Origin of the sequence: Buchnera aphidicola (Aphis craccivora) (assembly GCF_005082145.1) — a bacterium.
In the GTDB taxonomy this organism is placed as follows: Bacteria; Pseudomonadota; Gammaproteobacteria; order Enterobacterales; family Enterobacteriaceae; genus Buchnera; species Buchnera aphidicola_U.
Genome location: NZ_CP034897.1, coordinates 600,166 through 623,759, shown reverse-complemented (window position 1 = coordinate 623,759; position 23,594 = coordinate 600,166). Strand labels below are relative to the sequence as shown.

General features: G+C 23.5%; 23 protein-coding genes and 4 tRNA genes. 14 read left to right on the top strand and 13 right to left on the bottom strand.

Annotated elements, in window-relative coordinates:
- Window positions 1-38 precede the first annotated feature (38 nt).
- The 7 genes from ilvC (at window position 39) to D9V60_RS03010 (ending at window position 5,823) form a co-directional block, all read left to right on the top strand.
- Entirely contained in the window at window positions 39-1,514 is a 1,476-nt protein-coding gene (gene ilvC / locus D9V60_RS03040; protein WP_158360854.1) for a ketol-acid reductoisomerase, read from the top strand.
- 65 nt (window positions 1,515-1,579) lie between these two features.
- Window positions 1,580-3,592 (top strand): UvrD-helicase domain-containing protein, encoded by a 2,013-nt coding sequence (locus tag D9V60_RS03035; RefSeq protein ID WP_158360853.1) that lies wholly within the window; start codon window positions 1,580-1,582, stop codon window positions 3,590-3,592.
- Between the two features lie 139 nt (window positions 3,593-3,731).
- Window positions 3,732-4,058 carry a thioredoxin TrxA gene (trxA, locus tag D9V60_RS03030; protein WP_158360852.1) on the top strand — a complete coding sequence of 109 codons (327 nt, stop codon included), beginning with the start codon at window positions 3,732-3,734 and terminating at the stop codon, window positions 4,056-4,058.
- 119 nt (window positions 4,059-4,177) lie between these two features.
- A complete protein-coding gene (rho, locus tag D9V60_RS03025) occupies window positions 4,178-5,437 on the top strand; it encodes a transcription termination factor Rho (protein ID WP_053940503.1) in 1,260 nt (419 codons plus the stop codon).
- Window positions 5,438-5,559: 122 nt separating this feature from the next.
- Window positions 5,560-5,633 (top strand) — tRNA-Arg (locus D9V60_RS03020).
- Between the two features lie 29 nt (window positions 5,634-5,662).
- Window positions 5,663-5,738, top strand: a tRNA-His gene (locus D9V60_RS03015).
- 11 nt (window positions 5,739-5,749) lie between these two features.
- Window positions 5,750-5,823, top strand: a tRNA-Pro gene (locus D9V60_RS03010).
- Between the two features lie 7 nt (window positions 5,824-5,830).
- On the opposite strand, the gene D9V60_RS03005 is transcribed toward D9V60_RS03010, so the two are convergent.
- From D9V60_RS03005 to cyaY, 4 genes are all read right to left on the bottom strand, one after another.
- The gene (locus D9V60_RS03005) at window positions 5,831-6,274 is read right to left on the bottom strand and encodes a uroporphyrinogen-III synthase (protein ID WP_158360884.1); all 444 of its coding nucleotides are present in this window, start codon (window positions 6,272-6,274) and stop codon (window positions 5,831-5,833) included.
- Window positions 6,232-6,579, bottom strand: a complete 348-nt coding sequence (locus tag D9V60_RS03000; RefSeq protein ID WP_158360851.1) for a uroporphyrinogen-III synthase — start codon at window positions 6,577-6,579, stop codon at window positions 6,232-6,234. Before D9V60_RS03000 ends, D9V60_RS03005 begins: the two co-directional genes overlap by 43 nt.
- Before the next feature lie 11 nt (window positions 6,580-6,590).
- On the bottom strand, window positions 6,591-7,520 hold the full coding sequence (gene hemC, locus D9V60_RS02995; protein WP_158360850.1) for a hydroxymethylbilane synthase: 930 nt from the start codon (window positions 7,518-7,520) through the stop codon (window positions 6,591-6,593).
- Between the two features lie 93 nt (window positions 7,521-7,613).
- Window positions 7,614-7,961: an iron donor protein CyaY gene (gene cyaY / locus D9V60_RS02990; protein WP_158360849.1), complete on the bottom strand. Its 348-nt coding sequence runs from the start codon at window positions 7,959-7,961 to the stop codon at window positions 7,614-7,616.
- Window positions 7,962-8,071: 110 nt separating this feature from the next.
- On the opposite strand from cyaY, the gene dapF reads away from it, so the two are divergent.
- The 3 genes from dapF to D9V60_RS02975 all read left to right on the top strand — a co-directional run bounded on the left by dapF (window position 8,072) and on the right by D9V60_RS02975 (window position 11,721).
- A complete protein-coding gene (gene dapF / locus D9V60_RS02985) occupies window positions 8,072-8,926 on the top strand; it encodes a diaminopimelate epimerase (RefSeq protein ID WP_158360848.1) in 855 nt (284 codons plus the stop codon).
- 29 nt (window positions 8,927-8,955) lie between these two features.
- Complete coding sequence (locus tag D9V60_RS02980; protein ID WP_158360847.1) at window positions 8,956-10,161, top strand: MFS transporter; 1,206 nt, start codon at window positions 8,956-8,958, stop codon at window positions 10,159-10,161.
- A 102-nt stretch (window positions 10,162-10,263) separates the two neighbouring features.
- Window positions 10,264-11,721, top strand: a complete 1,458-nt coding sequence (locus tag D9V60_RS02975; RefSeq protein WP_158360846.1) for an inorganic phosphate transporter — start codon at window positions 10,264-10,266, stop codon at window positions 11,719-11,721.
- Window positions 11,722-11,775: 54 nt separating this feature from the next.
- Here the strand turns inward: D9V60_RS02975 and D9V60_RS02970 are convergent, their stop codons facing one another.
- Window positions 11,776-12,525, bottom strand: coding sequence for a class I SAM-dependent methyltransferase (locus D9V60_RS02970; RefSeq protein WP_158360845.1), 750 nt, complete (start codon window positions 12,523-12,525; stop codon window positions 11,776-11,778).
- A gap of 226 nt (window positions 12,526-12,751) precedes the next feature.
- Here D9V60_RS02970 and D9V60_RS02965 point away from each other — a divergent pair, with 226 nt between their 5' ends.
- Both D9V60_RS02965 and D9V60_RS02960 read left to right on the top strand, forming a co-directional pair.
- Complete coding sequence (locus D9V60_RS02965; RefSeq protein WP_158360844.1) at window positions 12,752-13,168, top strand: hypothetical protein; 417 nt, start codon at window positions 12,752-12,754, stop codon at window positions 13,166-13,168.
- 128 nt (window positions 13,169-13,296) lie between these two features.
- The gene (locus D9V60_RS02960) at window positions 13,297-14,277 is read left to right on the top strand and encodes a hypothetical protein (RefSeq protein ID WP_158360843.1); all 981 of its coding nucleotides are present in this window, start codon (window positions 13,297-13,299) and stop codon (window positions 14,275-14,277) included.
- A gap of 89 nt (window positions 14,278-14,366) precedes the next feature.
- Here the strand turns inward: D9V60_RS02960 and coaD are convergent, their stop codons facing one another.
- The 5 genes from coaD to hslV all read right to left on the bottom strand — a co-directional run bounded on the left by coaD (window position 14,367) and on the right by hslV (window position 19,243).
- Window positions 14,367-14,867, bottom strand: a complete 501-nt coding sequence (coaD, locus tag D9V60_RS02955) for a pantetheine-phosphate adenylyltransferase (RefSeq protein ID WP_158360842.1) — start codon at window positions 14,865-14,867, stop codon at window positions 14,367-14,369.
- A 976-nt stretch (window positions 14,868-15,843) separates the two neighbouring features.
- Window positions 15,844-16,599, bottom strand: a complete 756-nt coding sequence (locus tag D9V60_RS02950; protein ID WP_158360841.1) for an FAD-binding oxidoreductase — start codon at window positions 16,597-16,599, stop codon at window positions 15,844-15,846.
- 112 nt (window positions 16,600-16,711) lie between these two features.
- Window positions 16,712-17,188 carry an Hsp20 family protein gene (locus D9V60_RS02945; protein ID WP_158360840.1) on the bottom strand — a complete coding sequence of 159 codons (477 nt, stop codon included), beginning with the start codon at window positions 17,186-17,188 and terminating at the stop codon, window positions 16,712-16,714.
- 181 nt (window positions 17,189-17,369) lie between these two features.
- On the bottom strand, window positions 17,370-18,701 hold the full coding sequence (gene hslU, locus D9V60_RS02940) for an HslU--HslV peptidase ATPase subunit (RefSeq protein ID WP_158360839.1): 1,332 nt from the start codon (window positions 18,699-18,701) through the stop codon (window positions 17,370-17,372).
- 11 nt (window positions 18,702-18,712) lie between these two features.
- Window positions 18,713-19,243, bottom strand: coding sequence for an ATP-dependent protease subunit HslV (gene hslV / locus D9V60_RS02935; protein WP_158360838.1), 531 nt, complete (start codon window positions 19,241-19,243; stop codon window positions 18,713-18,715).
- A 475-nt stretch (window positions 19,244-19,718) separates the two neighbouring features.
- On the opposite strand from hslV, the gene rpmE reads away from it, so the two are divergent.
- A complete protein-coding gene (rpmE, locus tag D9V60_RS02930; protein ID WP_158360837.1) occupies window positions 19,719-19,925 on the top strand; it encodes a 50S ribosomal protein L31 in 207 nt (68 codons plus the stop codon).
- Window positions 19,926-20,062: 137 nt separating this feature from the next.
- On the opposite strand, the gene D9V60_RS02925 is transcribed toward rpmE, so the two are convergent.
- From D9V60_RS02925 to orn, 3 genes are all read right to left on the bottom strand, one after another.
- The gene (locus D9V60_RS02925) at window positions 20,063-20,782 is read right to left on the bottom strand and encodes an N-acetylmuramoyl-L-alanine amidase (protein ID WP_258013347.1); all 720 of its coding nucleotides are present in this window, start codon (window positions 20,780-20,782) and stop codon (window positions 20,063-20,065) included.
- A 222-nt stretch (window positions 20,783-21,004) separates the two neighbouring features.
- Window positions 21,005-21,080, bottom strand: a tRNA-Gly gene (locus tag D9V60_RS02920).
- Between the two features lie 117 nt (window positions 21,081-21,197).
- A complete protein-coding gene (gene orn / locus D9V60_RS02915) occupies window positions 21,198-21,740 on the bottom strand; it encodes an oligoribonuclease (protein ID WP_158360835.1) in 543 nt (180 codons plus the stop codon).
- Between the two features lie 169 nt (window positions 21,741-21,909).
- On the opposite strand from orn, the gene pgi reads away from it, so the two are divergent.
- Window positions 21,910-23,568, top strand: coding sequence for a glucose-6-phosphate isomerase (gene pgi, locus D9V60_RS02910; RefSeq protein ID WP_158360834.1), 1,659 nt, complete (start codon window positions 21,910-21,912; stop codon window positions 23,566-23,568).
- Window positions 23,569-23,594: the final 26 nt, after the last annotated feature.

Genomic DNA, 23,594 nt, shown 5'->3' with positions numbered 1-23,594 from the left:
TTAATAATAAATTAATTTTTATACTTGGAAAAACTAAAATGAACTATTTTAATAAATTATCTTTTCGTCAAAAAATCAAAGAAATCAATAAATGTCGTTTTATGAAAAAAAAAGAGTTTAAAAATGAAAATAATATTTTAAAAAATAAAAAAATTGTTATTATAGGTTGTGGATCTCAAGGTTTAAATCAAGGTTTAAATATGAGAGATTCAGGACTAAACGTAGCCTTTGCACTTAAAAATGATAGTATTTTAAAAAAAAATAAATCTTGGTTAAATGCTGTAAATAATAATTTCCAAGTAAATAATTATGAAAATTTAATTCCATTTGCTGATTTAATTATTAATTTGACACCTGATAAACAGCATACAAATGTAATTCAAGAAATTCAAAAATTAATGAAACCTAATTCATGGTTAGGTTATTCACATGGTTTTCATATTGTAGAATGCGGTGAAAAAATAAGAAAAGATATTACAGTTGTCATGGTAGCACCAAAATGCCCTGGAACAGAAGTGCGTGAAGAATTTAAGAGAGGATTCGGAGTTCCAACGTTAATTGCTGTTCATCCAGATAATGATCCTCAAAAAATTGGATTAGATGTTGCTAAAGCATGGGCTTTTTCAACAGGTGGTCACCGTGCTGGAGTGCTAGAGTCATCATTTGTAGCTGAAGTAAAATCAGACTTAATGGGTGAACAAACAATTTTATGTGGAGTATTACAAACAGCATCATTAATATGTTATGAAAAATTAATTAAAAACCAAATCGAACCTAGCTATGCAGGGAAATTAATACAATATGGATGGGAAACAATCACTGAATCATTAAAACATGGAGGTATTACGCTAATGATGGACAGACTTTCTAATCAATCTAAAATAAGAGCTTTTAAATTATCTCAGAAAATAAAAATAATATTAAAACCATTGTTTCAAAAACATATGGATAATATTATTTCAGGTGAATTTTCTAGTGAAATGATAAAAGATTGGAATAATAATGATTCAAAATTATTAAATTGGCGTAATAATATAAAAGAAAAAGCTTTTGAAAAAGCCCCTTTTTGCTCAAAAAAAATATGTGAACAAGAATATTATGATCATGGAACATTAATGGTTGCAATATTAAAAGCAGGAATTGAGTTAGCTTTTGAAACAATGTTACAATCAGGTATTAAAAGTGAATCAGCTTATTATGAATCTTTACATGAGCTACCATTAATAGCCAATACAATTGCACGAAAAAAATTATACGAAATGAATGTGGTTATTTCAGATACAGCTGAATATGGTAGTTATCTTTTTACTGAATCAGCTTATCCTATATTAAAAAATTTTGTAATGACCCTTGATAAATCTGATTTGGGATCATCATCGTCTAATACATTTATAGATAATATCGAGTTATATAAAATTAACGAAAATATACGAAATCATCCTATTGAAATTATTGGATCTAAATTAAGAAATTATATGAAAGAAATGAAAGCAATTTCAGTAGCTGTTCAATAATAAATAATTTATCATTTTTTAAAAAACCTTTATTTAACTAATTTAATTATCATCTTATTATATATATGTCTCTTAATTATGTTCAAAAACATGCTGTAGAACTTATTAATGGTCCCTGTTTGATATTAGCAGGGGCTGGTTCTGGAAAAACAAAAGTAATTATTAATAAAATTATTTATTTAATTAAAAATTGTCAATATCAACCTAATAATATTATTGCTTTAACTTTTACTAATAAAGCAGCTTATGAAATAAAAACGCGTCTTTTAGAACATTTAAATATATTTGAAATACAGCGAATCATTATTTCAACGTTTCATTCGTTTGGATTACAAATTATTAAAAAAGAAATCAATTTCTTAGGATTAAATTCTAATTTTTCTTTATTTGATGAAAAAGATCAAATATCATTATTAAAAAAAATAACTAATAAAAAAATTAAAAATGATACAAAATTATTAAAAAATTTAATTTTTACGATTTCCTATTGGAAAAATAAATTTTATACACCTTTAGATGTTGAATTATTATCAAAATCCAGTCAAGAAAAAGATTTTGCATATTATTATAAAAAATACACTATTCATTTACGTGAATCAAATATATTAGATTTTGATGATTTAATTTGTATACCAATATTATTATTTAAAAAAAATAAAATTATAAAACATCGTTGGCAAGAAAAAATAACTTATTTACTAGTAGATGAATACCAAGATACTAGTAACAGTCAATATGAATTAATTAAAATGTTAACAAATAAACGCTCTAATTTCACTTTAGTTGGAGATGATGATCAATCAATATATTCATGGAGAGGCGCTACAACTCAAAATATTTTTTTATTGAAAAAAGATTTTCCTACTTTAAAAATTATAAAAATGGAACAAAATTATCGTTCTTATGGAAGAATATTAAAAGTTGCAAATAAACTAATTTCATATAATCCAAATTATTTTCAAAAAAAATTATTTTCTAAATTAAAATATGGAAATAAAATAAATATTATAATTGCTAAAAATGAAGAAATTGAAGCAGAAAAAATAGCGCAAAAAATAATTTGTCAATGTTCTCAAAATAAATTAGAATATAGAGATTATGCTATACTATATCGGGGCAATTATCAATCTCAAATTCTTGAGAAAATATTCTTAAAACGAAATATTCCTTATAATATTTCTAATAATTCATCATTTTTTTCTCGTCCTGAAATCAAAGACTTATTAAGTTATCTTAGATTAATTATTAACCATAATGATAATTATGCTTTTTCAAAAGTGTTAAACACTCCATGTCGTCGAATAGGAATAACTACACTTAATAAAATAGAAGAATTTGCTATTAAAAAAAAAATAAGTTTTTTTCAAGTAATCGATGATCCAGAAATAAAAAATTTTTTACGAATATCAACAGTAAATAAAATAAAAAAATTTATTTCTTGGATAAAAAAAGTTACTTTATTATCTATTTCGCAACCTTCTAATATTTTAGATATTATTATTCATGACACTGCATATGAATCATGGTTATCAAAAAATTTAAAAGAATCTGACAAAATTAAAAATAGTACAAATAATATTTATATGTTATCTAATTGGATAAAAAGTTTAATTAAAGGAAATAATTTTGAAAAACCTATGAGTCTATTAGAAATTATTACAAAAATGACGCTTCGTGATATAATTAATAATGAAAAACCTAAAGATTCTAATCAAGTACAACTAATGACACTACATTCATCTAAGGGATTAGAATTTTCTTCTGTTTTTATTATCGGAATGAGTGAAGGTATTTTACCTAATATAAGAAGTATTAATGAAAATAACATAGAAGAAGAACGAAGATTAGCTTATGTAGGAATAACTCGAGCGAAAAAACAATTGTTTTTAACATATTGTGAAACAAGAATGCAATATGGTCAAAAATTGTATACAGTACCTAGCAGATTTTTATTTGAGTTACCTGAAGAAGACTTACATTGGGATCAAGATGTTATTTTAACTAATTCTACAAAAAATATAAAATATAATATCAAAAAGATAAATGACTTAAAACAAAAAATTAAAATAAAAAAATAATTTTTTTAAAATAGTAAAATATAAAAATTCTGTAATTTTAGTTTGAATCAATTTTTAAAAATGATAATATTGTAAACAATATTTTTAAAAAAATTAAATTTTTTTTAACTTTAATTTTCTTTATAGAGTAAATAATAAAATGAATAATATTATTGAATTAACTGATCAAAATTTTGAAGAGAAAGTCTTAAAAACAACAGGTTTTATATTAGTTGATTTTTGGGCAGATTGGTGTAATCCATGTAAAATGTTAGCACCTATTTTAGAAGAAATAGCAAACGAATATATTAATAAAATACAAATTGGAAAATTAAATATTGAAAAAAACCCAAAAACAGCACCAATGTATTCTATTCGAGGAATTCCTGCATTGTTGTTATTTCATAAAAGCCAAGTTCTTGCAACTAAAATTGGAGCAATTTCCAAATTGCAACTCCAAAATTTTTTAGATGAGAATATTAAATAAATTTACTAATTTTTAATTTAATAATTAAATTTTTTAAAAAATTTATTAATAAAAAAATAAATACTATGTCAAAATTATCATTTCAAGATTTACCCCGATTTTACTAAGAACCCACCATTATGAATCTTACCGCACTTAAAAATATGCCAGTTTCCGAATTAATTATTCTTGGTGAAAAAATGGGGTTGGAAAATTTAGCGCGTATGCGTAAACAAGATATTATTTTTGCCATTTTAAAACAACACGCAAAAAGTGGAGAAGATATATTTGGAGATGGAGTTTTAGAAATATTACAAGATGGATTTGGATTTCTTCGTTCTTCTGATAGCTCTTATTTAGCTGGTCCTGATGATATATATGTTTCACCTAGTCAAATTCGCAGATTTAATTTAAGAACTGGTGATACTATTTCAGGAAAAATAAGACCACCTAAAGAAGGAGAAAGATATTTTGCTTTATTAAAAGTTAATGAAGTTAATTATGATAAACCTGAAAATGCAAGAAGTAAAATTTTGTTTGAAAATTTAACACCTTTACATGCTAATTCTCGACTAAGAATGGAAAGAGGAAACGGTTCAACAGAAGACCTAACTGCAAGAGTATTAGATTTAGCTTCACCTATAGGAAGAGGTCAAAGAGGTTTAATTGTAGCACCCCCAAAAGCAGGGAAAACAATATTACTACAAAACATAGCACAAAGTATAGCTTATAATCATCCAGATTGTGTTTTAATGGTTTTGTTAATTGATGAGCGACCAGAAGAAGTTACGGAAATGCAACGATTAGTTAAAGGTGAAGTTGTTGCTTCTACTTTTGATGAACCTGCATCAAGACATGTACAAGTAGCAGAAATGGTTATTGAAAAAGCTAAAAGATTAGTTGAGCACAAAAAAGATGTCATTATATTACTTGATTCCATTACTCGTTTAGCACGTGCTTATAATACTGTTGTGCCAGCTTCAGGAAAAGTATTAACAGGAGGAGTTGATGCCAATGCATTACATAGACCAAAACGATTTTTTGGTGCTGCTCGAAATGTTGAAGAAGGTGGTAGTTTAACAATAATTGCAACTGCATTAGTTGATACAGGGTCAAAAATGGATGAAGTAATTTACGAAGAATTTAAGGGTACAGGTAATATGGAGTTGCCGTTATCTAGAAAAATAGCAGAAAAACGTGTTTTTCCAGCTATTGATTATAATAGATCTGGAACTAGAAAAGAAGAATTATTAACCTTGCCAGATGAGCTTCAAAAAATGTGGATACTAAGAAAAATTATTCATCCTATGAGTGAAATAGACGCAATGGAGTTCTTATTAAATAAATTGTCTATGACTAAAACTAATGACGAATTTTTTGATATGATGAAACGTTCTTAGAATATTAATATTAATAATACTAATATAATTTAAAAAATAATTTTTTAATCTTAAAATTTTTTATAAAAAAAGCTGGACAATAACAATGATTAATCATAAAATTTAATCCATATCTTATAAATGCGCTCGTAGCTCATTTGGATAGAGCACTATCTTCCGGAGATAGAGGTACCAGGTTCAAATCCTGTCGAGCGCACTTATTAAGATAAAAATCATTTTATTTTGGTGGCTATAGCTCAGTTGGTAGAGTGCTGGATTGTGATTCCAGTGGTCATGGGTTCAAGTCCCATTAGCCACCCCAAACACTTAAAACGGCGAATAGCGCAGCTTGGTAGCGCAACTGGTTTGGGACCAGTAGGTCAGAGGTTCAAATCCTCTTTCGCCGAATAAAATTTAATTATATTTTTTAACAATTTTTAGTAAATTTTTATTATCAGCATAATTAGATATAATAATATCCTTCCATCCTATTTTTTTAGCTATTTGACTTAATCGTTTCCCTACGACAAATATTTTACATTTAAATAACCATTCATTTTTGTTTAAAATATCAATTGTTTCATTTAATCTATTTAAAATTTCACCACTAGTTACTATTAACGTATTTATTCCATAAGAACGCCATTTTTTTATTTCTGAATGATTATTTATGTTTTTAAAAATTTTTTTATAACATTCTATAATAGATATATTAAAATTATTTTTTCTTAAGTTTTTTTCTACTAATTTCCTGCCATTTTCTCCTTTTAATAAAATTATTTTAGATTTACTAATATCTTTTTTATGTAAAAGCTTTAATAAAGCTTCACTATTTTCTTCATTTTCTGGAAATAAAATTTTTTTTTAACATATTTTTTAAGAAATATTGCTGTACCTTTACCAATTGTGTAATAATCTGGAATAATAGGCCAATGCAAATTATTTTGATTTAGATATAAATTTGTATAATAAACAGATTTTTTAGAAAAAATAAGAATTATATCTGATATATATAATTTATAAATTTTTTTTGATAAACTAATTGAACTTGTACTAGGTAAAAAATCAAACAAAGAAAAATGCCAAGATAAAATTCCTATATCATTTAGTATATTTACTAATTTTTCGCCTTCAGGAGAAGGTCGCATCACTAATATTTTCATTTTTAATTCAATTATTTAGTATAAATATCATCAAGAATTTTTCGAGCGCCATTATCAAGCAATTCATTGGCTAAAGAGTATGCCATTTCTTCTGCAGTATCATACCATCCTGTTCTTTCTCCTTTTAATATAACTGCTCCATCAGGCGAACCAACCAAACCTCTAAGCCAAATTTTATTTTTTTTAAGAACTGCATAACTTCCAATTGGAATTTGGCATCCTGCTTCTAAATTTTTGCAAAATGCACGTTCTGTACTTATTTCAATAAAAGTATTAATATGATTTAAACGTGATAAAAAAAATAATATTTTTTTATCGTGTAACCTGGATTGTATTCCAATAGCGCCCTGTCCACACGAAGGAAGTGATAATTCAGCAGGTATAATTTGAGTAATCCGATGTTTTAGACTTAACCTATTCAATCCCTCGGCTGCCAAAATTATTGCATCATATTTACCCTGATCTAACTTAGCTATTCTTGTTTCTATATTTCCTCTTAAAGGAGAAACAATTAAATCTGGTCGATAAGTTATTAATTGACACTGTCTTCTTAAACTTGATGTTCCAACTACTGCTCCCTTAGGTAATTGATTGATAGATTTATAATGATTAGAAATTAATGAGTCCAATGGATTCCCTCTTTTACATATACTAACTAAACATAACTCTTTAGTAATATGCACAGGAAGATCTTTCATTGAATGTATTGCAATATCCGCTCTATTTTCAAGTAGAGCAAATTCTAATTCTTTTATAAAAAGTCCTTTTCCTCCAATTTTAGAAAGTGATTTATTTAAAATATTATCTCCATGTGTAACTATAGGTACTAATTGTATATTTAGATCAGGATATAAAGATAATATTTTTTTTTCAACATATTTAGTTTGTTTTAAAGCTAAAGGACTTTTTCTAGTAGCAATTCTTAATATTTTTTTTTTCATATTACTATTCATATTTAGTATAAAATATTTTTTCAAAAATCATTATAAAATCATAATAAAATATGTAATTATTGATGATATATTTAAAAATTTTTAAATATTATCAAACTTTAAACTTGTATTAGATTGCATAGAAAAAGATTTTTGGAATATTTCCCAAAAACTTTTATTACTACGATTGCAAACCCATTTATTTACATGATAGTTAAAATGATATGCATTTAATTTTGTAGCCAACCAAATTTGCTGTAAGAATTCTTGTTTGTTAATTATAATCACGCTTTTGTTTGAAAAAGTAATAGTGATCATATAATCTTGTATTTCATAATCAAAATCAATTTTATCAATATATAAATTTAAATTATCTTCAATTTTAAGAAATAATTCATTTACTAGTTTATAAAAATTATTTTTTTGGTTAGAAATTATTTTATTTTTCATGAATATTTCCTAAAATTTATTTAATTAATTTTTACAAATAAATAAAATCTGTATAATTTTATTTAACTTAAAAACTTTTATATAAAATTACAAACTATTTGGGATTTTAAATGCACTTAAACATTAACAACAGAAAAAAAATTAATTTTTCTAAAATGCATGGTTTAGGTAATGATTTTATGGTTATTGAATCAATTACACAAGATTTTGTTGTATCTTCATTAAAAATAAAAGAATTATCAAATCGAAATACAGGAATAGGATTCGATCAATTATTACTTATCGAAAAATCATATAATTCTAAATTTGATTTTCATTATCGTATTTTTAATTCAAATGGAAATGAAGTCGAACAATGTGGAAACGGCGCTAGATGTGTTGGATTATTTTTAATATTAAAAGGTTTAACTAATAAAAAGAGAATAAATCTTAGCACTAATAAAAAAAATATAATTATTAATTTTATTTCTAAAGACATAATTGAAATAAATATGAACGAACCTATCTTTAAATTAAACTCAATAATAAATTCTGAAAAATTAAAAAATCATAATTTTTCAGTAAAAATTATTAATAACAACTTATTATGTAGTTTAGTTTCAATTGGTAACCCTCACTGTGTTATTCAAGTGCAATCTATAAAATATGCACCTGTAAAAGCTATTAGTGAAATAATAGAAAAAAAATTTATTTTTCCTAATGGGATAAATGTAGGTTTTATGCAAATTTTAAAAAAAGATCATATTAAATTAAGAGTTCATGAACGCAATGAAGGAGAAACAAAAGCTTGCGGAAGCGGTGCATGTGCTGCAGTTGCAGTAGGTGTTGCAAAGAATCTTCTTTCTAATAATGTAAAAGTTGAGTTATTAGGTGGAAATTTGTTCATTGAATGGAAAGGTTTTGGAAATTCTTTATATATGACAGGACCAGCAAAACATATTTATGAAGGTTATATATACATATAAAATATTAATTATAGGAGTTTTTAAGAGTTTTGAAAAATCAAAGTATTACTGAAAAAAAAACATATATTAAGAAGAATACAAAAGAATTTAATCAAATTATTTTATCTCTTTTTTTAGGAGGATTTTCTAGTTTTTCTATTTTATATTGCGTGCAATCAATTTTACCAATATTTTCAAAACAATTTTTTTTAACTGCAACTGAAAGTAGTTTATCTTTATCTGCCACAACTGCAACTATGGCTGTAGGAACATTGTTTACGGGAATTTTATCAGATGTCATTGGTCGAAAATTAATTATGTCTACATCTTTATTAATTGCATCAATTTTAACAATTTTGTGTTCTATTGTAGAGCATTGGAAAATTATAATTTTTCTTCGTGCTTTGATAGGATTATCTTTAAGTGGAGTTGTTGCAATTGGAATGACATATATAGTGGAAGAAATTCATTTTCATTCACTATCATTTTGTATTGGATTATATATTAGTGGAAATACTGTAGGCGGATGTTTTGGAAGAATCCTTAGTAGTATTGTAGCAGAATATTTTTCATGGAATACTGCATTATTTATCACTGGTTGTTTTTCTTTAATATCATCTTTTTTATTTATATATCTTTTACCCCCTTCAAAAAATTTTTATCCAATTCCAATTAATTATAAAAAATTTTTAAATAATTTTTATTCACATTTAAAAAACCCAATACTATTTATTCTTTATATGATAGGTTTTTTATTAATGGGAAGCTTTGTTACTATCTTTAACTATATTGGATATCGATTAATATTAAAACCATTTTTATTTAGTTCCTCAAGCATAGGATTATTGTCTATTATATATTTAACTGGAGTTTATAGTTCTCCTAAAGCTGGAATTTTAACGAGCAAATATAATAAAGGAAACATATTAATAATATCATTATTATTAATGATTTTAGGTTTAATTATTACCCAGTTTAACCACATTATCATGATTATTTTAGGATTGATAATTTTTTCAGGAGGATTTTTTGCATCTCATTCAATTGCCAGTAGCTGGGTTAGTTCATATGCAAAGTTTTCAAAAGTACAAGCTACTTCTTTATATTTATTTTTTTATTATTCAGGTTCTAGTGTATTTGGAACATTTGGTGGGTTTTTTTGGTTGTATTCGAAATGGTTTGGAATTTCAATTTTTATGACAATTGTTTTGATTTATGGAATATTTTTGTCTGTAAAATTAAAACAACTTAATTAAATAAAATATTTTTTAAAAAAAATTATTATATTTTACTTTCCTAAAAGGTAGTTTCTCAAGGATAATAAACTTAGTTCAATTCATCAAAATGGCTAAAATATTATGCTATATTTATTTTCTTATTCTGACTTGAATCATAGTTTATTTATTTTTTTAGCTTTATTTTTTGTTTTATTTTATGAAGCTATTAATGGTTTTCATGATACAGCAAACGCTGTTTCTACTTTAATTTATACTAGAGCTATGTCTGCAAATATTGCGGTTTTAATATCTGGTATATTTAATTTTTTAGGTGTTTTACTTGGGGGTTTAACAGTAGCATATGCTATTGTTCATTTATTACCTAACGATTTACTATTAAATAGTAATTCTCAACATGCACTTGCGATGGTTTTTTCTATTTTACTTGCTGCTATTTTATGGAATTTATCTACTTGGTATTTTTCTTTACCTGCATCTAGTTCACATTCTCTTATCGGCGCAATTATTGGGATTGGTTTAACTAATGCAATTACCACAGGTTCTTCTTTAGTAAATGCATTAAATATACCTAAAATTTTAAACGTTTTTATATCGTTAATTTTATCTCCTATTATAGGATTAATAATTTCTGGAATTTTAATGTTTTTGTTGCGGTATATTACAAATAAATATAAAAAATTCAATCAAATTCATATGAACCCGTTAGAACGTGAAAAAAATAAAGGAAAAAAAAGCCCTCCACTTTCAATTAGAATAGCATTGATTTTATCGTCTATAGGAGTTAGTTACGCACACGGAGCAAATGATGGACAAAAAGGAATTGGACTTATCATGCTTGTTTTAATTAGTATTGTTCCAGCTAACTTTTTAGTAAATCTAAATGCTTCTAAAAAGGAAATTATTTATACAAAAAAATCAATTAATTATTTACAAAAATATTATTCAGATAATTTTTTAAAAAACATTAAAAAAAACGATAATAATAAAAAATTATACTTCAATTATTCTAATATAATGAAGAATGCAAAAAAAACTCAAATTTTATTACATAATGTATATAATTATAAAACATTAAATATAAAGCAACGATTCCAATTACGTCATTTTTTACTTTGTATTTCTGAAAATATTGATCAAATAACTAATTTTAATATTAATAAAAATGAAAAAATTATTTTATATAAAATTAAAAAAGAAATACTTAAAACTGTAGAATATGCACCAATTGGTATGATACTAATGATTGCATTTGCTTTATCTATAGGTACAATGTTTGGTTGGAAACGTATTGTTGTAACTATTGGTGAAAAAATAGGAAAAAGAAGAATGACATATGCACAGGCTATGTCCGCTCAAACAACTGCTGCTTTTTCTATTGGAATAGCTAGTTATACAGGAATACCTGTTTCTACAACACATATTTTATCTTCATCAGTAGCAGGTTCAATGTTAGCTGATGGAGATCGAATTCAAAACAGTACTGTAAAACATATTATTATTGCATGGATATTAACTTTACCTATTTCTATTTTACTTTCTAGTTTCTTATATTGGATAGCATTATTTTTAATACAATAAATAAAATCTCAATTATAATTTTAAATAGGAGTACATTTTTATTAAGTTGTACTCCTATTTTGATTTAAAAGGTAAATATATATCAAAACGATTTTTTTTATTACTTATTGAAAACTCTAATTTTTCTTTAGATAAAGATTTAGCATAAAAAGGTCTTTTGACAATAATTCTTTTTTTTGCTATTTTTCTAGAAATATTTAGTAGATTCTCATCATCATTATTATTTTCTATGATATTTCGTAAAAGTTGCATATTTTTTTTAGGCAATGCTTTTTTTTTATTTATTGGATACATTGGATCTAAATAAATAATATCTGGTTGTAAAATTGGCATTTGAAACATTTTAAAACTATCATAAAACATTAAATGTAATCTTTTTTGTAACCAATTTCCAATTTTTTCGCTTTTATATGCCCGTTGTAAACCATCTTTTAATAAAGCAGCAATTATTGGATGTCGCTCAATCATAATAACATGACAACCCCAAAAAGAAATTAAAAATGCATCTCTTCCGAATCCTGCTGTTGCGTCTATAACAGAAGGGAAATAATTATTTTTAATTCCTAATGCTTTATAAAGTGCTTCATTTTTTTTTTTAAATTTCAAACATCTATAATTATTTTGTTTAGATAAAAAATCGACTTTAATAATTTTTTCATGAGGTTTTAAACGATTATATAATGATAATGTATTTTTATCTATTATCAAAGCCATAGAAGCGTTTTCATCATGATTGATATTGTGTTCATTAATTATTTTTTGTATTCTTGTATTTTTACTTTTTATAATTAAATATATATTCATAATATTTTTATTTTTTATTATTAATAATTGACTTTTCTAAAAATAGATTTAGAATATACTAAATAACAATTTTTTATTTTTTATATGTATATTAAAAATAAAAAATATTAAATTAAAATAAATTTATTTTTTGTTAATTTTTAAAAAATGTTTTTAAAGATTAATAAAAATATTTTTACTTAAACAAGTTTATAGTTTAAATAGTTTTAAAAAAGGAAAAAAAATTATGTCATCTAATATTAATCTAGTTGATAAATTAAATCCAATGTATTTAGAACACAATAATAAATCAGAAATTAAAATAGATCCTAAAGAGATTGAACGTATTCGTAAAGAAATAATTGAAAATATCGAAAACAAAAATAAAAATAAAGATAACAAAAACGGTAGTAAAGTTACAATTTCTTACTCTGAAACTGAAAAAAACTTAATTAAGTTAGAAGAATTATATAATAAATATTTGTCACAACTAGAGGCTGTAGAAAAAAAAGTAATAGAACAAAAAAAACAAAACAATGAAATTAATACTAATAAAATTAATGAATTAGATACTGAAAATTCTTTGAAAAAAAAACTGCTTCTGAATCCCCTTCTCAAACCTCTTATGAAACCGATTTTAAATCAATTATTCAATCTATTTTAGACTTTTTCCCAAATACTTTTTATGCTTTATTAGAATTAGTTAAAGAAACAATTAAAAAATTAAATTTAAAAGATATAAGCGAATATATAATTAATCAATTAAAAGAAAAAATATCTGCAGCTTATAATATGATTAAAAATGCCGCTATAGATTTATTTAATGGTACTACCTTTAAAAAAATTTTTGATGCAGGTTATGAGTTTATTGTTGGATCTTCAAAAGATGAATCTACAAGAAAAGTAGATGAAAAAATTGATAGTTTAGTTGAATACGTTAAAAAACTGAAAAAAACAATTGAGTCTTCGAAATTATTTATACATGCTTTAATAGAGAAAATAAGAGACCAAGGAAGATTAAGAGTAATCAACAAATTAAATCACAATCCTAAACATCCTGAATATGAAAGTTCTTTCCCTGATTTAAATGTTGAAATTCCAAAAGAAGAAAATTTTAAAATACGATATCCAAGTGATTTAGATGAAAATTTCGATATAGAAGTTCAAGAGCAAAATTTAATAGAAAACCAAGTATTTAAAGAAAAAATAAACACAAACATTGAAAAAAATCATTTTAATCATCTTAAAAATAACAAAAATACTTGGACAGTTTTTGATGAATCTCCATCACTTTCAAAAGCAAAAAGCAAAGTAACTTATAAAGATATGTATGAAAAATTGGAGATTCCTGAGCATTTCGATAAATATTTTATGATAGATTTTGATTCCGCAGTTTTTTTAATTGATGGACATTTAATATCTTCTACAACCAAAGAAGGTATGATGGAAGGTTTTAAAAAATTAATTACTAATGATATAGAACAAAAGTTTATTTCTCAATATGCAAATCCAGCATTATTAAAACAAGCATACTTAAAATTAATGGCTGAACATCCAGAATTAAATAAATCTAGAATTGTACGTGCAAAAAATTATTATGAGATTACTCATTTAGAAGATGGTACTATCAGAATAATTGCTACTAATTTATCCGAATTTTATTCTATAGATGCAAATGATGTAACACATCACCATTCTTACGGGGTAAAAAGTAGTGTAATTTTTTCATATACAAAAGCACCAATAATAAAACATTCATATGTAATTAATTAATCTTTTGAAGAAACATTTTTTAAAAAAAATAATAGGGTTATATACCCTATTATTTTTTATAAATTTTTAAAATTTATATTAATAAAATACTACTTATTTGAAATTTTTTTAATTTTTTTTAATAAAGCAAAATGTATTTCTTTTGGAAGATATGGTTCTACATTACCTTTATATTTAGCAATTTCTTTTACAAAAGATGATGATATAAATGAAACTTCCTTAGATGAAAGTAAAAATATACTATCTAATTCAGGATATATTTGTTTATTTATAGCAGCTAGTTTTATTTCATAATCAAAATCAAATATTGTTCGTACTCCTCTAATTAAGATATTAGTATTTTCCTTTTTTGCTAAATTTGCTAAAAGATCATTAAAACCAATTATTTTTTTTATGTTATCAAGATGCAATGTAGCTAATCTAGTTAATTTAATACGTTCTTTTAAACTAAAAATAGTTTTTTTATTTAAATTATTAGAAGAAACAGCAATAATTATATTATCAAAAATTTTTATTGCACGAGTTATAATATCTAAATGCCCATATGTAATTGGATCAAATGTACCTGGATATATTGCTGTTTTTTTCATTTTTTTCATTTTTTTATAGATAATTTTTATTTTAACTGTAATAATATTAAAATATTAAATTTTATTTTTATATAAATTTTTAAAAGGAAGTTATATGTAAAAAGTTAGCAACTAAGCGATTTATATTAAAGATTTAATTAAAAAAGCAAATATTATCAATAATATTCGTTTATTTTTTAGAAAAAATTTTACAAACAGAAACTCTATCATTATCTAAATCAACAGTAATAGATATAAATTTAACACTATTTGAACTAATTATTTTTTCTCCAGAAAACACTTAAATATACTGAAATTATAGTTGATAACTAATCCAGAATAACATAATGAAATGTTTACTAGCAGATAAAACTATCTAATATATTAAATATTTTGTAGTTTGAAAAATGAAGAATGTATAAAAATATTATAATTCAGAAGTTAGGATTTTCTAATCATTCCAAATTTCATGCTCTACAAATAAATTCATTGATAAAATAAATTTTTTTTCAAAGAATATTAAAATTTGAAAAAATCAGATAAAATTTCTTATTAAAAAGTATTTTTATAAAATACTTAAATATAGATCTTTGTTTTATTCATGTTACTGAATTATATGAAATTTTAAAAAAATTTAATTTAGATATGCAACATGATTTGAAAAAAATTTAAATACGTTATATAGAAATATTATTTACTTTATTGATAAAAATTCTTTAAGAAAATCTATATTTGTATATGATTTCTTATCTAACAAGCTTATCTTGTTTTTTTAAATAATTAAAATAATTCTATTACACAAAAAACTTAAAATATTTTTAAAGGAATTAATTTGAGAAATGGATTTTATAAGTTAATAGATTATTTAGAGAATAAAAAATATTTAATGAGTGATAAATAAGAAAAATATGCAATAAATTTACTTATATAAAATAGATGGTAATTTTTAAACAGTATAAATTATGGTTGATTTTTATCTAATTATTATTAGTTAAATTTACCAATAATTTTCCATGGTAATATGTCCATGTTTTTTTCTTAAATGTTTAGTCATATTTTTCAATTCATTCAGTAATAAATATGTTTCTTTTACCATTGAAGGATTTCCACATAACATGATATGTGAGTTTTTTCGGTTAATTTCTAATCCAATTTTATTTTCTATGATTTTATTTTTCAATAAAAAAGGAATTCTTCCTGGTAAAGAATTATTATCTTTTTCTCGACTTACTATAGTTTGAATTTTCAATTTTCCATTATATTTTAAACATAGTTGTTTCATTAAAGGAAGATAAGTTAACTCGTTTTTATATCGAACAGCATGTATTAAAACAATATTTTTAAATCTTTCAATATCTTTACCACCTTCTTGTAATATAGAGCAATAAGGAGCAATTGCAGTTCCAGTTGCAAACATCCATAATATTTCACAGTCAGGTATTTCTTGAAGAATAAAAAATCCATATGATTTTTTTTTAATAAATAAATTATCTCCACTTTTTAAATTATATAAAAGATTACTTAACTTACCATTTGGAATACGAACAATATAAATTTCTAAATTTTGACTACTTGGAGCATTAACAAATGAGTATGCTCTCTGAATTTTTTTTGTGTTATCATTTTCACATATAGCTAATTTTGTGAATTGTCCCGCTTGAAACACTGATATAGGTGCTTTTAAAAAAATACTAAATAAATTTGTAGTCCATTTTTTTATTTTTAAAACTTTAGCATTAATCCAAGGATTCATTCTATATTCCTATACATTATTTAAAAATTATTTTAAATAATCATTGTACTTATTTAGATTTAAGTACAATGATTATTAAAATTTTCTTGTGTTTTTAAACATTACTTATATTTTATTTATTGCTAATTTGTGCATTATTAGGGATATTAATAGATATTTTTTTAGGTTTTTCTTCATCTGGAATATTGCATTCAAAATTTAATTCTAGTAAACCTAAAGATAAATTGGCTTTATTTACTTGTATCTTATGATCAAAATTAAAACTTAAAGAAAAATTACTAAATATAATATCTTTATGTAAATATTTATTTATTTTTGCATTATCTTGATTGTGTTTTTCTTTTTTTCCTTGAATTATAAGTTGATTATTATGTACAGATATATCTAATTCTTTTTCTTCATACCCAGGAACACTTAATATTAATTTATATTTTTTTTCGTTAATCTGAATCAAATTATATAATGGTGTGTCTGATAGCGGTTTTTCTCCTGTTAAAGTACTAAACATTTTATCAATTTGATTAAATCTATCTGAAAAAACACTATTATGATTAATACTTGGTAAAAAAGAAAGTGAACGATAAGACATAAAAAACTCCTTTTTATTTATAAAATATATTTTAATTATTTAATTTAAATAGTATTTTTAAGATTTAAAAAAGTTTCTTAACTGATATATGATCTTTTTTTTTTTTTTCAATAGTAATTTATAAAATAAAATATTCATCCATCTTATATAATTTTTTAATGGATAAATATTTTAATTATTTTTATAAAATAAAGCGACTAAGATCTTCATTAGATATTAATTGATCTAAATGTTTGCTAACATATTTCGCATCTATTTCAATTGTATTTCCACTATTATTGCTAGCATTAAATGAAATATCTTCCATTAACTTTTCTAATATTGTATGTAATCTACGAGCCCCTATATTTTCCATGGATTCATTTACCTTCCATGCTGCTTCTGCAATATTTCTAATTCCTTCTTTTGTAAAATTTATATATACTTTTTCTGTTTCCATTAACGCTTTATATTGAGTTGTAATTGATGCAGTAGGTTCAGTGAGTATTTTTTCAAAATCATCTATTGTTAATGCTTTTAATTCTACTTTAATTGGAAGTCGACCTTGTAATTCGGGTATTAAATCAGAAGGTGTAGATGTTTGAAATGCACCAGATGTAATAAATAAAATATGATCTGTTTTCACCATTCCATATTTAGTAGATACAGTGCAACCTTCTATTAATGGAAGGAGATCTCTTTGAACACCTTCTCTTGAAACATCTGGTCCGGATACATCACTTCTTCTACATATTTTATCTATTTCATCAATAAACACTATTCCATTTTGTTCGACTGCATCTATAGCTTCTTTTTTAATATCTTCTGGATTTACTAATTTTGCAGCTTCTTCTTCTTTGAGTAATAAAATTGCATCTTTAATTTTTAATCTTCTTGTGTTTTTTTTATGACCACTTAAATTTTGAAATAAAGATTGTAATTGATTAGTTAACTCTTCCATACCAGGAGGCGCCATAATTTCAACACCCATAGTAGTAGCTAGTAAGTTAATTTCAATTTCTTTATCATCAAGAACACCTTCTCTTAATTTTTTACGAAATATCTGTAAAGTATTTAAAAGACTTTCATTTTTTTCGTTTTCTGTCCAATTATTTTTAGGTCTTGGAACTAAAATATCTAATATTCTTTCTTCAACTATTTCTTCTACCCTAGATTTATTTTTTTCAATATTTTTAATTCGAACCATTTTTATAGCAGCATCAGTTAAATCCCTAATGATTGAATCTACTTCTTTTCCTACATATCCTACTTCAGTAAATTTAGTTGCTTCTACTTTAATAAATGGAGAATTAGCTAATTTAGCCAATCTTCTAGCAATTTCTGTTTTTCCGACTCCAGTAGGACCAATCATTAAAATATTTTTGGGTGTAATTTCTTGTCTTAATTCATTATTTAATTGCATTCTACGCCAACGATTTCTTAATGCAATAGATACCGCTTTTTTTGCTTTTTCTTGACCAACAATAAATTTATCAAGTTCAGCAACAATTTGAGGGGGAGTCATTTCAGACATATAAATAATCCTTACTTTTCTGAAAGTAGTTCTTTTATAGTAAAAATATGATTTGTATATATACAAATATTTGCGGCAATATTAAGTGATTTTTCTACTATTTTTTTGGCATTAAGATTAGTATTTTCGATTAACGCACGAGCAGCTGATTGAGCATAAGATCCTCCTGATCCAATTGCAATTAAATCATCTTCAGGTTGTATTACATCTCCGTTTCCAGTAATGATTAGTGAGGTTTCTTTATCAGCAACTGCTAATAAAGCTTCTAATTTTCTGAGCATTTTATCAGATCTCCAATCTTTTGCTAATTCGATAGCTGATCGTTGTAATTGACCTTGATATATAGATAATTTTTTTTCAAACATATCGAATAAAGTAAAGGCGTCTGCAGTTCCTCCTGCAAAACCAGCAATTACTTTTTCATGATAAAGAGTTCTAATTTTTTTGACATTACTTTTCATAATAGTATTGCCTAAAGTTGCTTGTCCATCACCTCCGATTACTACTTTATTTTTTAATCTTACACTTAGTATTGTGGTCACAAGAAAAACCTCTTAAAAATAACGTTTTTATTTAGAAATATATAAAGTTTTATATATAAATTACATGTTATTATTAATTAATAATTAATTTGTTTAAATAAATATTTTTTTAAAAGTATTTATTTTATAAATTTTCTAATTTTTTAATATATTTCCATCTTTCCTTTGGTTTAGCAGGTAATGTATTTTCATCTTCTTTGTTTTGAATAAATATTTTTTTTTGTGTATTATTTGTTTTTTTTAGAAATATATTGAAAAAAATTAAAGAAATAATTATTACTAATAAGATAATAAATAAATTATATTTATTAAATTTAATTTTTTTTTTTTTTTTTAAAATACATTGAATTAATTTTATTTTGATTGTTATACATATTTTTTATTTTTGTTTTTATTTTTTAAAAAAATTAATAATTAATATACTAATAATTGTATAATATAATGAATATTTTTAATAAATTTAGGAAAATTTTCTATGCAAAAAAAAATACATCCTTATTATTCTCAGATAACAGCTACTTGTTCATGTGGAAATATAATTGAAATTTTTTCAACTGTTAATCATAATCTAAATCTAGATATATGTGCAAAATGTCATCCATTTTATACTGGAAAACAAAGAATTATTGATACTGGAGGACGTGTTGAAAGATTTAAAAAACGTTTTAAAATGACTAAATAATGAGAAACTATATAAAATTGTTTTTTTATTTATGATTTAAAAAAATAATTTTTTTATTTTAAGCATCTTAAATAATATTTTGATGCTTAAAAAATATTCTGTAAAGAAATTATTTAAATTATTTTGTTCAATATTTTTTAAAAAACAGATGTAGATTTATTTTGAAAATAATTTTTTAATGAAGCGTAAATAGTATTAGCTATTTTTTTTTGATAAGCAATTGTTTTTAATTTTTTTTCTTCTTCAAAGTTTGTAATAAATCCAGTTTCAATTAAAATAGACGGTGTGTTTATAGAGCTTAATATTCCTAAGCTAGCATAATTTGGTTTAATTTTATTTACTTTGATAATTTTTTTAAATTCTTGGAATATACAACTTGATAATTTAATTTCCATAGCTTGAAAATTATTAAATTGTAAATCAAGAATTGTTTTTTTTAAATATATGTCATTTTTATTATTTTTAAATATATCTTCTATATTTTTATAAAAATAAATTTTTTCTTTTTTATTTTTTATAAAATTATTAATTTCACGGTGCATTCGATTGTTTGAAACAATCCAAATTGATATTCCTGATACGTATGATTTTTGTGAAGAATCTACATGAATAGATAGTAATAAATTTACATTTTGATATTTTAAAAAATTTTTTCTTTTTTTTAAAGATAAATAAGAATCATTGTTACGTGTTAAAACAGCATTAAATAGTTTATCTTTATCTAATAATTTTTTTAATTGAATAGCAATTTTTAAAGTTATTTCTTTTTCTTTTAGTCCTCTATGCCCAATTGATCCTGGATCTTGTCCACCATGTCCTGGATCTATTAATATAGTAATTTTTTTTGTTCTTTTAATTATTTTGTTTTTATTAGTATGAGAAAAAACTATTTTTTTTTTGATAATTATTTATTTTTTTAACGAATATTATTTTATTAATGTTGTTGTTTTTAATATTTTTTTCAAATTTCACCTGAAAACTCATTAATAAAAAAGCTAATATGATCCATTTGTAAGAATGACAAAAAATCATAAATTTTCCTTGATCTTTTAGCAAATATTCATTGTAAAATTATAGTTTGGAGCGGGAAACGAGATTCGAACTCGCGACCCCAACCTTGGCAAGGTTGTGCTCTACCGACTGAGCTATTCCCGCGAAATTTAAAGTACTTTTAAATATTCTATATATTTTATCTAGAGAAAGCTGATTAATCAAGCTTTACTTTTAAAAAACCTATTTTATATTAATTTTTTATAAAATTTTTTAGTTTAATTAAATATTAAAAAAAATTTTTTTGTAAAAATTTAATTCCATTATTGATTCTTGTATATCATCTAAAGCAGTATGTTTTTTTTTTTTTTTGAATGTTTTTATCTTAGGATGCCAACGTGATACTAATTCTTTAATAGTACTAACATCAATACAACGATAATGAAAATAATTCTCTAAATTAGGCATATATTGATTTAAAAATTTTCGATCTTGATATATGCTGTTTCCACATATAGGAGATGATTTTAAAGGAACCCACTGTTTTAAAAAAAGTATAGTTTTAGATTCTGCTTTAAATTCATTGTAAGTACTTTGTTTAACTCTTTCAATTAGTCCAGTTTTCATATGAGTTTTTTGATTCCATTCGTTCATTAGTAATATGTGTTTTTCTTTTTGATTAATAGCAATCACTGGTCCTTTTGAAATTATATTTAGTTGTGCATCTGTAATTAAAGTAGCAATTTCAATAATTCGATGGATTTTAGGATTTAGTCCTGTCATTTCTAAATCTATCCAAATCAAATTTTTATTATTAAATTTCATAAGGTTTTATTTTATATAAATTATGTTTTATTATATAACATTTTTGTATTTTTAAAAAATCAAAATTTTTTAAAAATCTCTTAAAATTTATTACGAATAGATATTGGACACTTAAAACATTATAGTATAATAATTTAAATATATATAAATTATTTAAGAGATCGTTCAAATGAAACACATTAATCTTGTACAAACTAGATCTTGGAGCATTTTAAAAAATCATTTTAAAATGATAAAAAATGTGCATTTAAGAGATCTTTTTTTATTAGATGCTAATCGATTTGAAAAATTTTCTATTTGTTTTGAAAATGAAATGTTAGTTGATTTTTCAAAAAATCGTATTACTGAAAATACTTTAAAATATTTATTAGATTTAGCTGAAGAAATGAATGTTAAAAAAGCAATTAAATCAATGTTTTCTGGAGAAAAAATAAATGAAACAGAAAATCGATCTGTTTTACATATTGCTTTGCGTAATAGACGAAATTCTCCAATTTTTGTAGATAATTGCAATGTTATGCTTGAAGTTAATCATGTACTGAAGAAAATGAAAGATTTTTCAGAATTAGTAATTACTGGAAAATGGAAAGGCTACACTGGAAAATCTATTTCAGATGTTGTCAATATAGGAATTGGAGGTTCTGATTTAGGACCGTATATGGTTACAGAAGCATTGCGTCCATATAAGAATCATTTAAACATACATTATGTTTCAAATATTGATGGTACTCACCTTACCGAAGTTTTAAAAAAAATTTATCCTGAAACAACGATTTTTTTAATAGCTTCTAAAACGTTTACTACGGAAGAAACAATCATTAACGCAAATAGCGCAAAAACATGGTTTTTAAAATATTCAAAAGATAAATCTAGTTTAGATAAACATTTTTTTGCTTTATCTGCTAATATAAACAATGCATTAGATTTTGGTATTAATATTAAAAATATTTTTCAATTTTGGAATTGGGTTGGTGGTCGTTTTTCATTGTGGTCTTCTGTAGGATTATCTATTATTTTATCTATTGGATTTAATAATTTTGAAAAGTTTTTAAATGGAGCTCATGCTATGGACAACCATTTTTATACTTCAGAATATAAAAAAAATATACCAATAATATTAGCACTTATTAGTATTTGGTATACTAATTTTTTTGGTTCTGAAACAGAAGCAATATTTCCATATGATCAATATATGCATCGATTTTCAGCTTATTTTCAACAATCTAATATGGAATCTAATGGTAAATCAATAGATAAAAAAGGTCAAAAAATATCTTATCAAACTGGACCTATTATTTGGGGGGAACCAGGAACGAATGGTCAACATGCTTTTTTTCAGTTAATGCATCAAGGTACTAAACTAATCCCAAGTGATTTTATTGTTCCTATCATTTCACATAATCATATAGATAATCATCATATTAAACTAATATGTAACTTTTTAGCTCAAACTAAAGCATTAGCTTTTGGAACTTCAGAAAAATCTTTTTTAAAAGAAAAAACTATTTTTAAAAAAAATACAAAACATTTAAATAAAATAGATAAAAATTTTTTATTTAAGCAATGCATAGGAAATCAACCTACAAATTCCATTTTAATACGAAAAATTACACCTTATAATTTAGGTGTGTTAATTGCTTTATATGAGCATAAAATTTTTGTACAGGGTCATTTATTAAATATTTTTAGTTTTGATCAATGGGGTGTAGAATTGGGAAAAAATTTAGCTAAAAATATTTATAAAAATTTTTACAATATAGAAAATAATAAATATTTTGACTCTTCTACTAAAGGTTTAATAAATTTTTATAAATCTTTTTACAAATAATATTAATTTAATTGTTTTAGTTATGA

Coding starts and splice junctions, on each gene's coding strand:
- ilvC (WP_158360854.1), top strand. CDS start 39: ATGAACTATTTTAATAAATTATCTTTTCGTCAAAAAATCAAAGAAATC.
- D9V60_RS03035 (WP_158360853.1), top strand. CDS start 1,580: ATGTCTCTTAATTATGTTCAAAAACATGCTGTAGAACTTATTAATGGT.
- trxA (WP_158360852.1), top strand. CDS start 3,732: ATGAATAATATTATTGAATTAACTGATCAAAATTTTGAAGAGAAAGTC.
- rho (WP_053940503.1), top strand. CDS start 4,178: ATGAATCTTACCGCACTTAAAAATATGCCAGTTTCCGAATTAATTATT.
- D9V60_RS03000 (WP_158360851.1), bottom strand. CDS start 6,579: ATGAAAATATTAGTGATGCGACCTTCTCCTGAAGGCGAAAAATTAGTA.
- hemC (WP_158360850.1), bottom strand. CDS start 7,520: ATGAAAAAAAAAATATTAAGAATTGCTACTAGAAAAAGTCCTTTAGCT.
- cyaY (WP_158360849.1), bottom strand. CDS start 7,961: ATGAAAAATAAAATAATTTCTAACCAAAAAAATAATTTTTATAAACTA.
- dapF (WP_158360848.1), top strand. CDS start 8,072: ATGCACTTAAACATTAACAACAGAAAAAAAATTAATTTTTCTAAAATG.
- D9V60_RS02975 (WP_158360846.1), top strand. CDS start 10,264: ATGCTATATTTATTTTCTTATTCTGACTTGAATCATAGTTTATTTATT.
- D9V60_RS02970 (WP_158360845.1), bottom strand. CDS start 12,525: ATGAATATATATTTAATTATAAAAAGTAAAAATACAAGAATACAAAAA.
- D9V60_RS02965 (WP_158360844.1), top strand. CDS start 12,752: ATGTCATCTAATATTAATCTAGTTGATAAATTAAATCCAATGTATTTA.
- D9V60_RS02960 (WP_158360843.1), top strand. CDS start 13,297: ATGATTAAAAATGCCGCTATAGATTTATTTAATGGTACTACCTTTAAA.
- coaD (WP_158360842.1), bottom strand. CDS start 14,867: ATGAAAAAAACAGCAATATATCCAGGTACATTTGATCCAATTACATAT.
- D9V60_RS02950 (WP_158360841.1), bottom strand. CDS start 16,599: ATGAATCCTTGGATTAATGCTAAAGTTTTAAAAATAAAAAAATGGACT.
- D9V60_RS02945 (WP_158360840.1), bottom strand. CDS start 17,188: ATGTCTTATCGTTCACTTTCTTTTTTACCAAGTATTAATCATAATAGT.
- hslU (WP_158360839.1), bottom strand. CDS start 18,701: ATGTCTGAAATGACTCCCCCTCAAATTGTTGCTGAACTTGATAAATTT.
- rpmE (WP_158360837.1), top strand. CDS start 19,719: ATGCAAAAAAAAATACATCCTTATTATTCTCAGATAACAGCTACTTGT.
- orn (WP_158360835.1), bottom strand. CDS start 21,740: ATGAAATTTAATAATAAAAATTTGATTTGGATAGATTTAGAAATGACA.
- pgi (WP_158360834.1), top strand. CDS start 21,910: ATGAAACACATTAATCTTGTACAAACTAGATCTTGGAGCATTTTAAAA.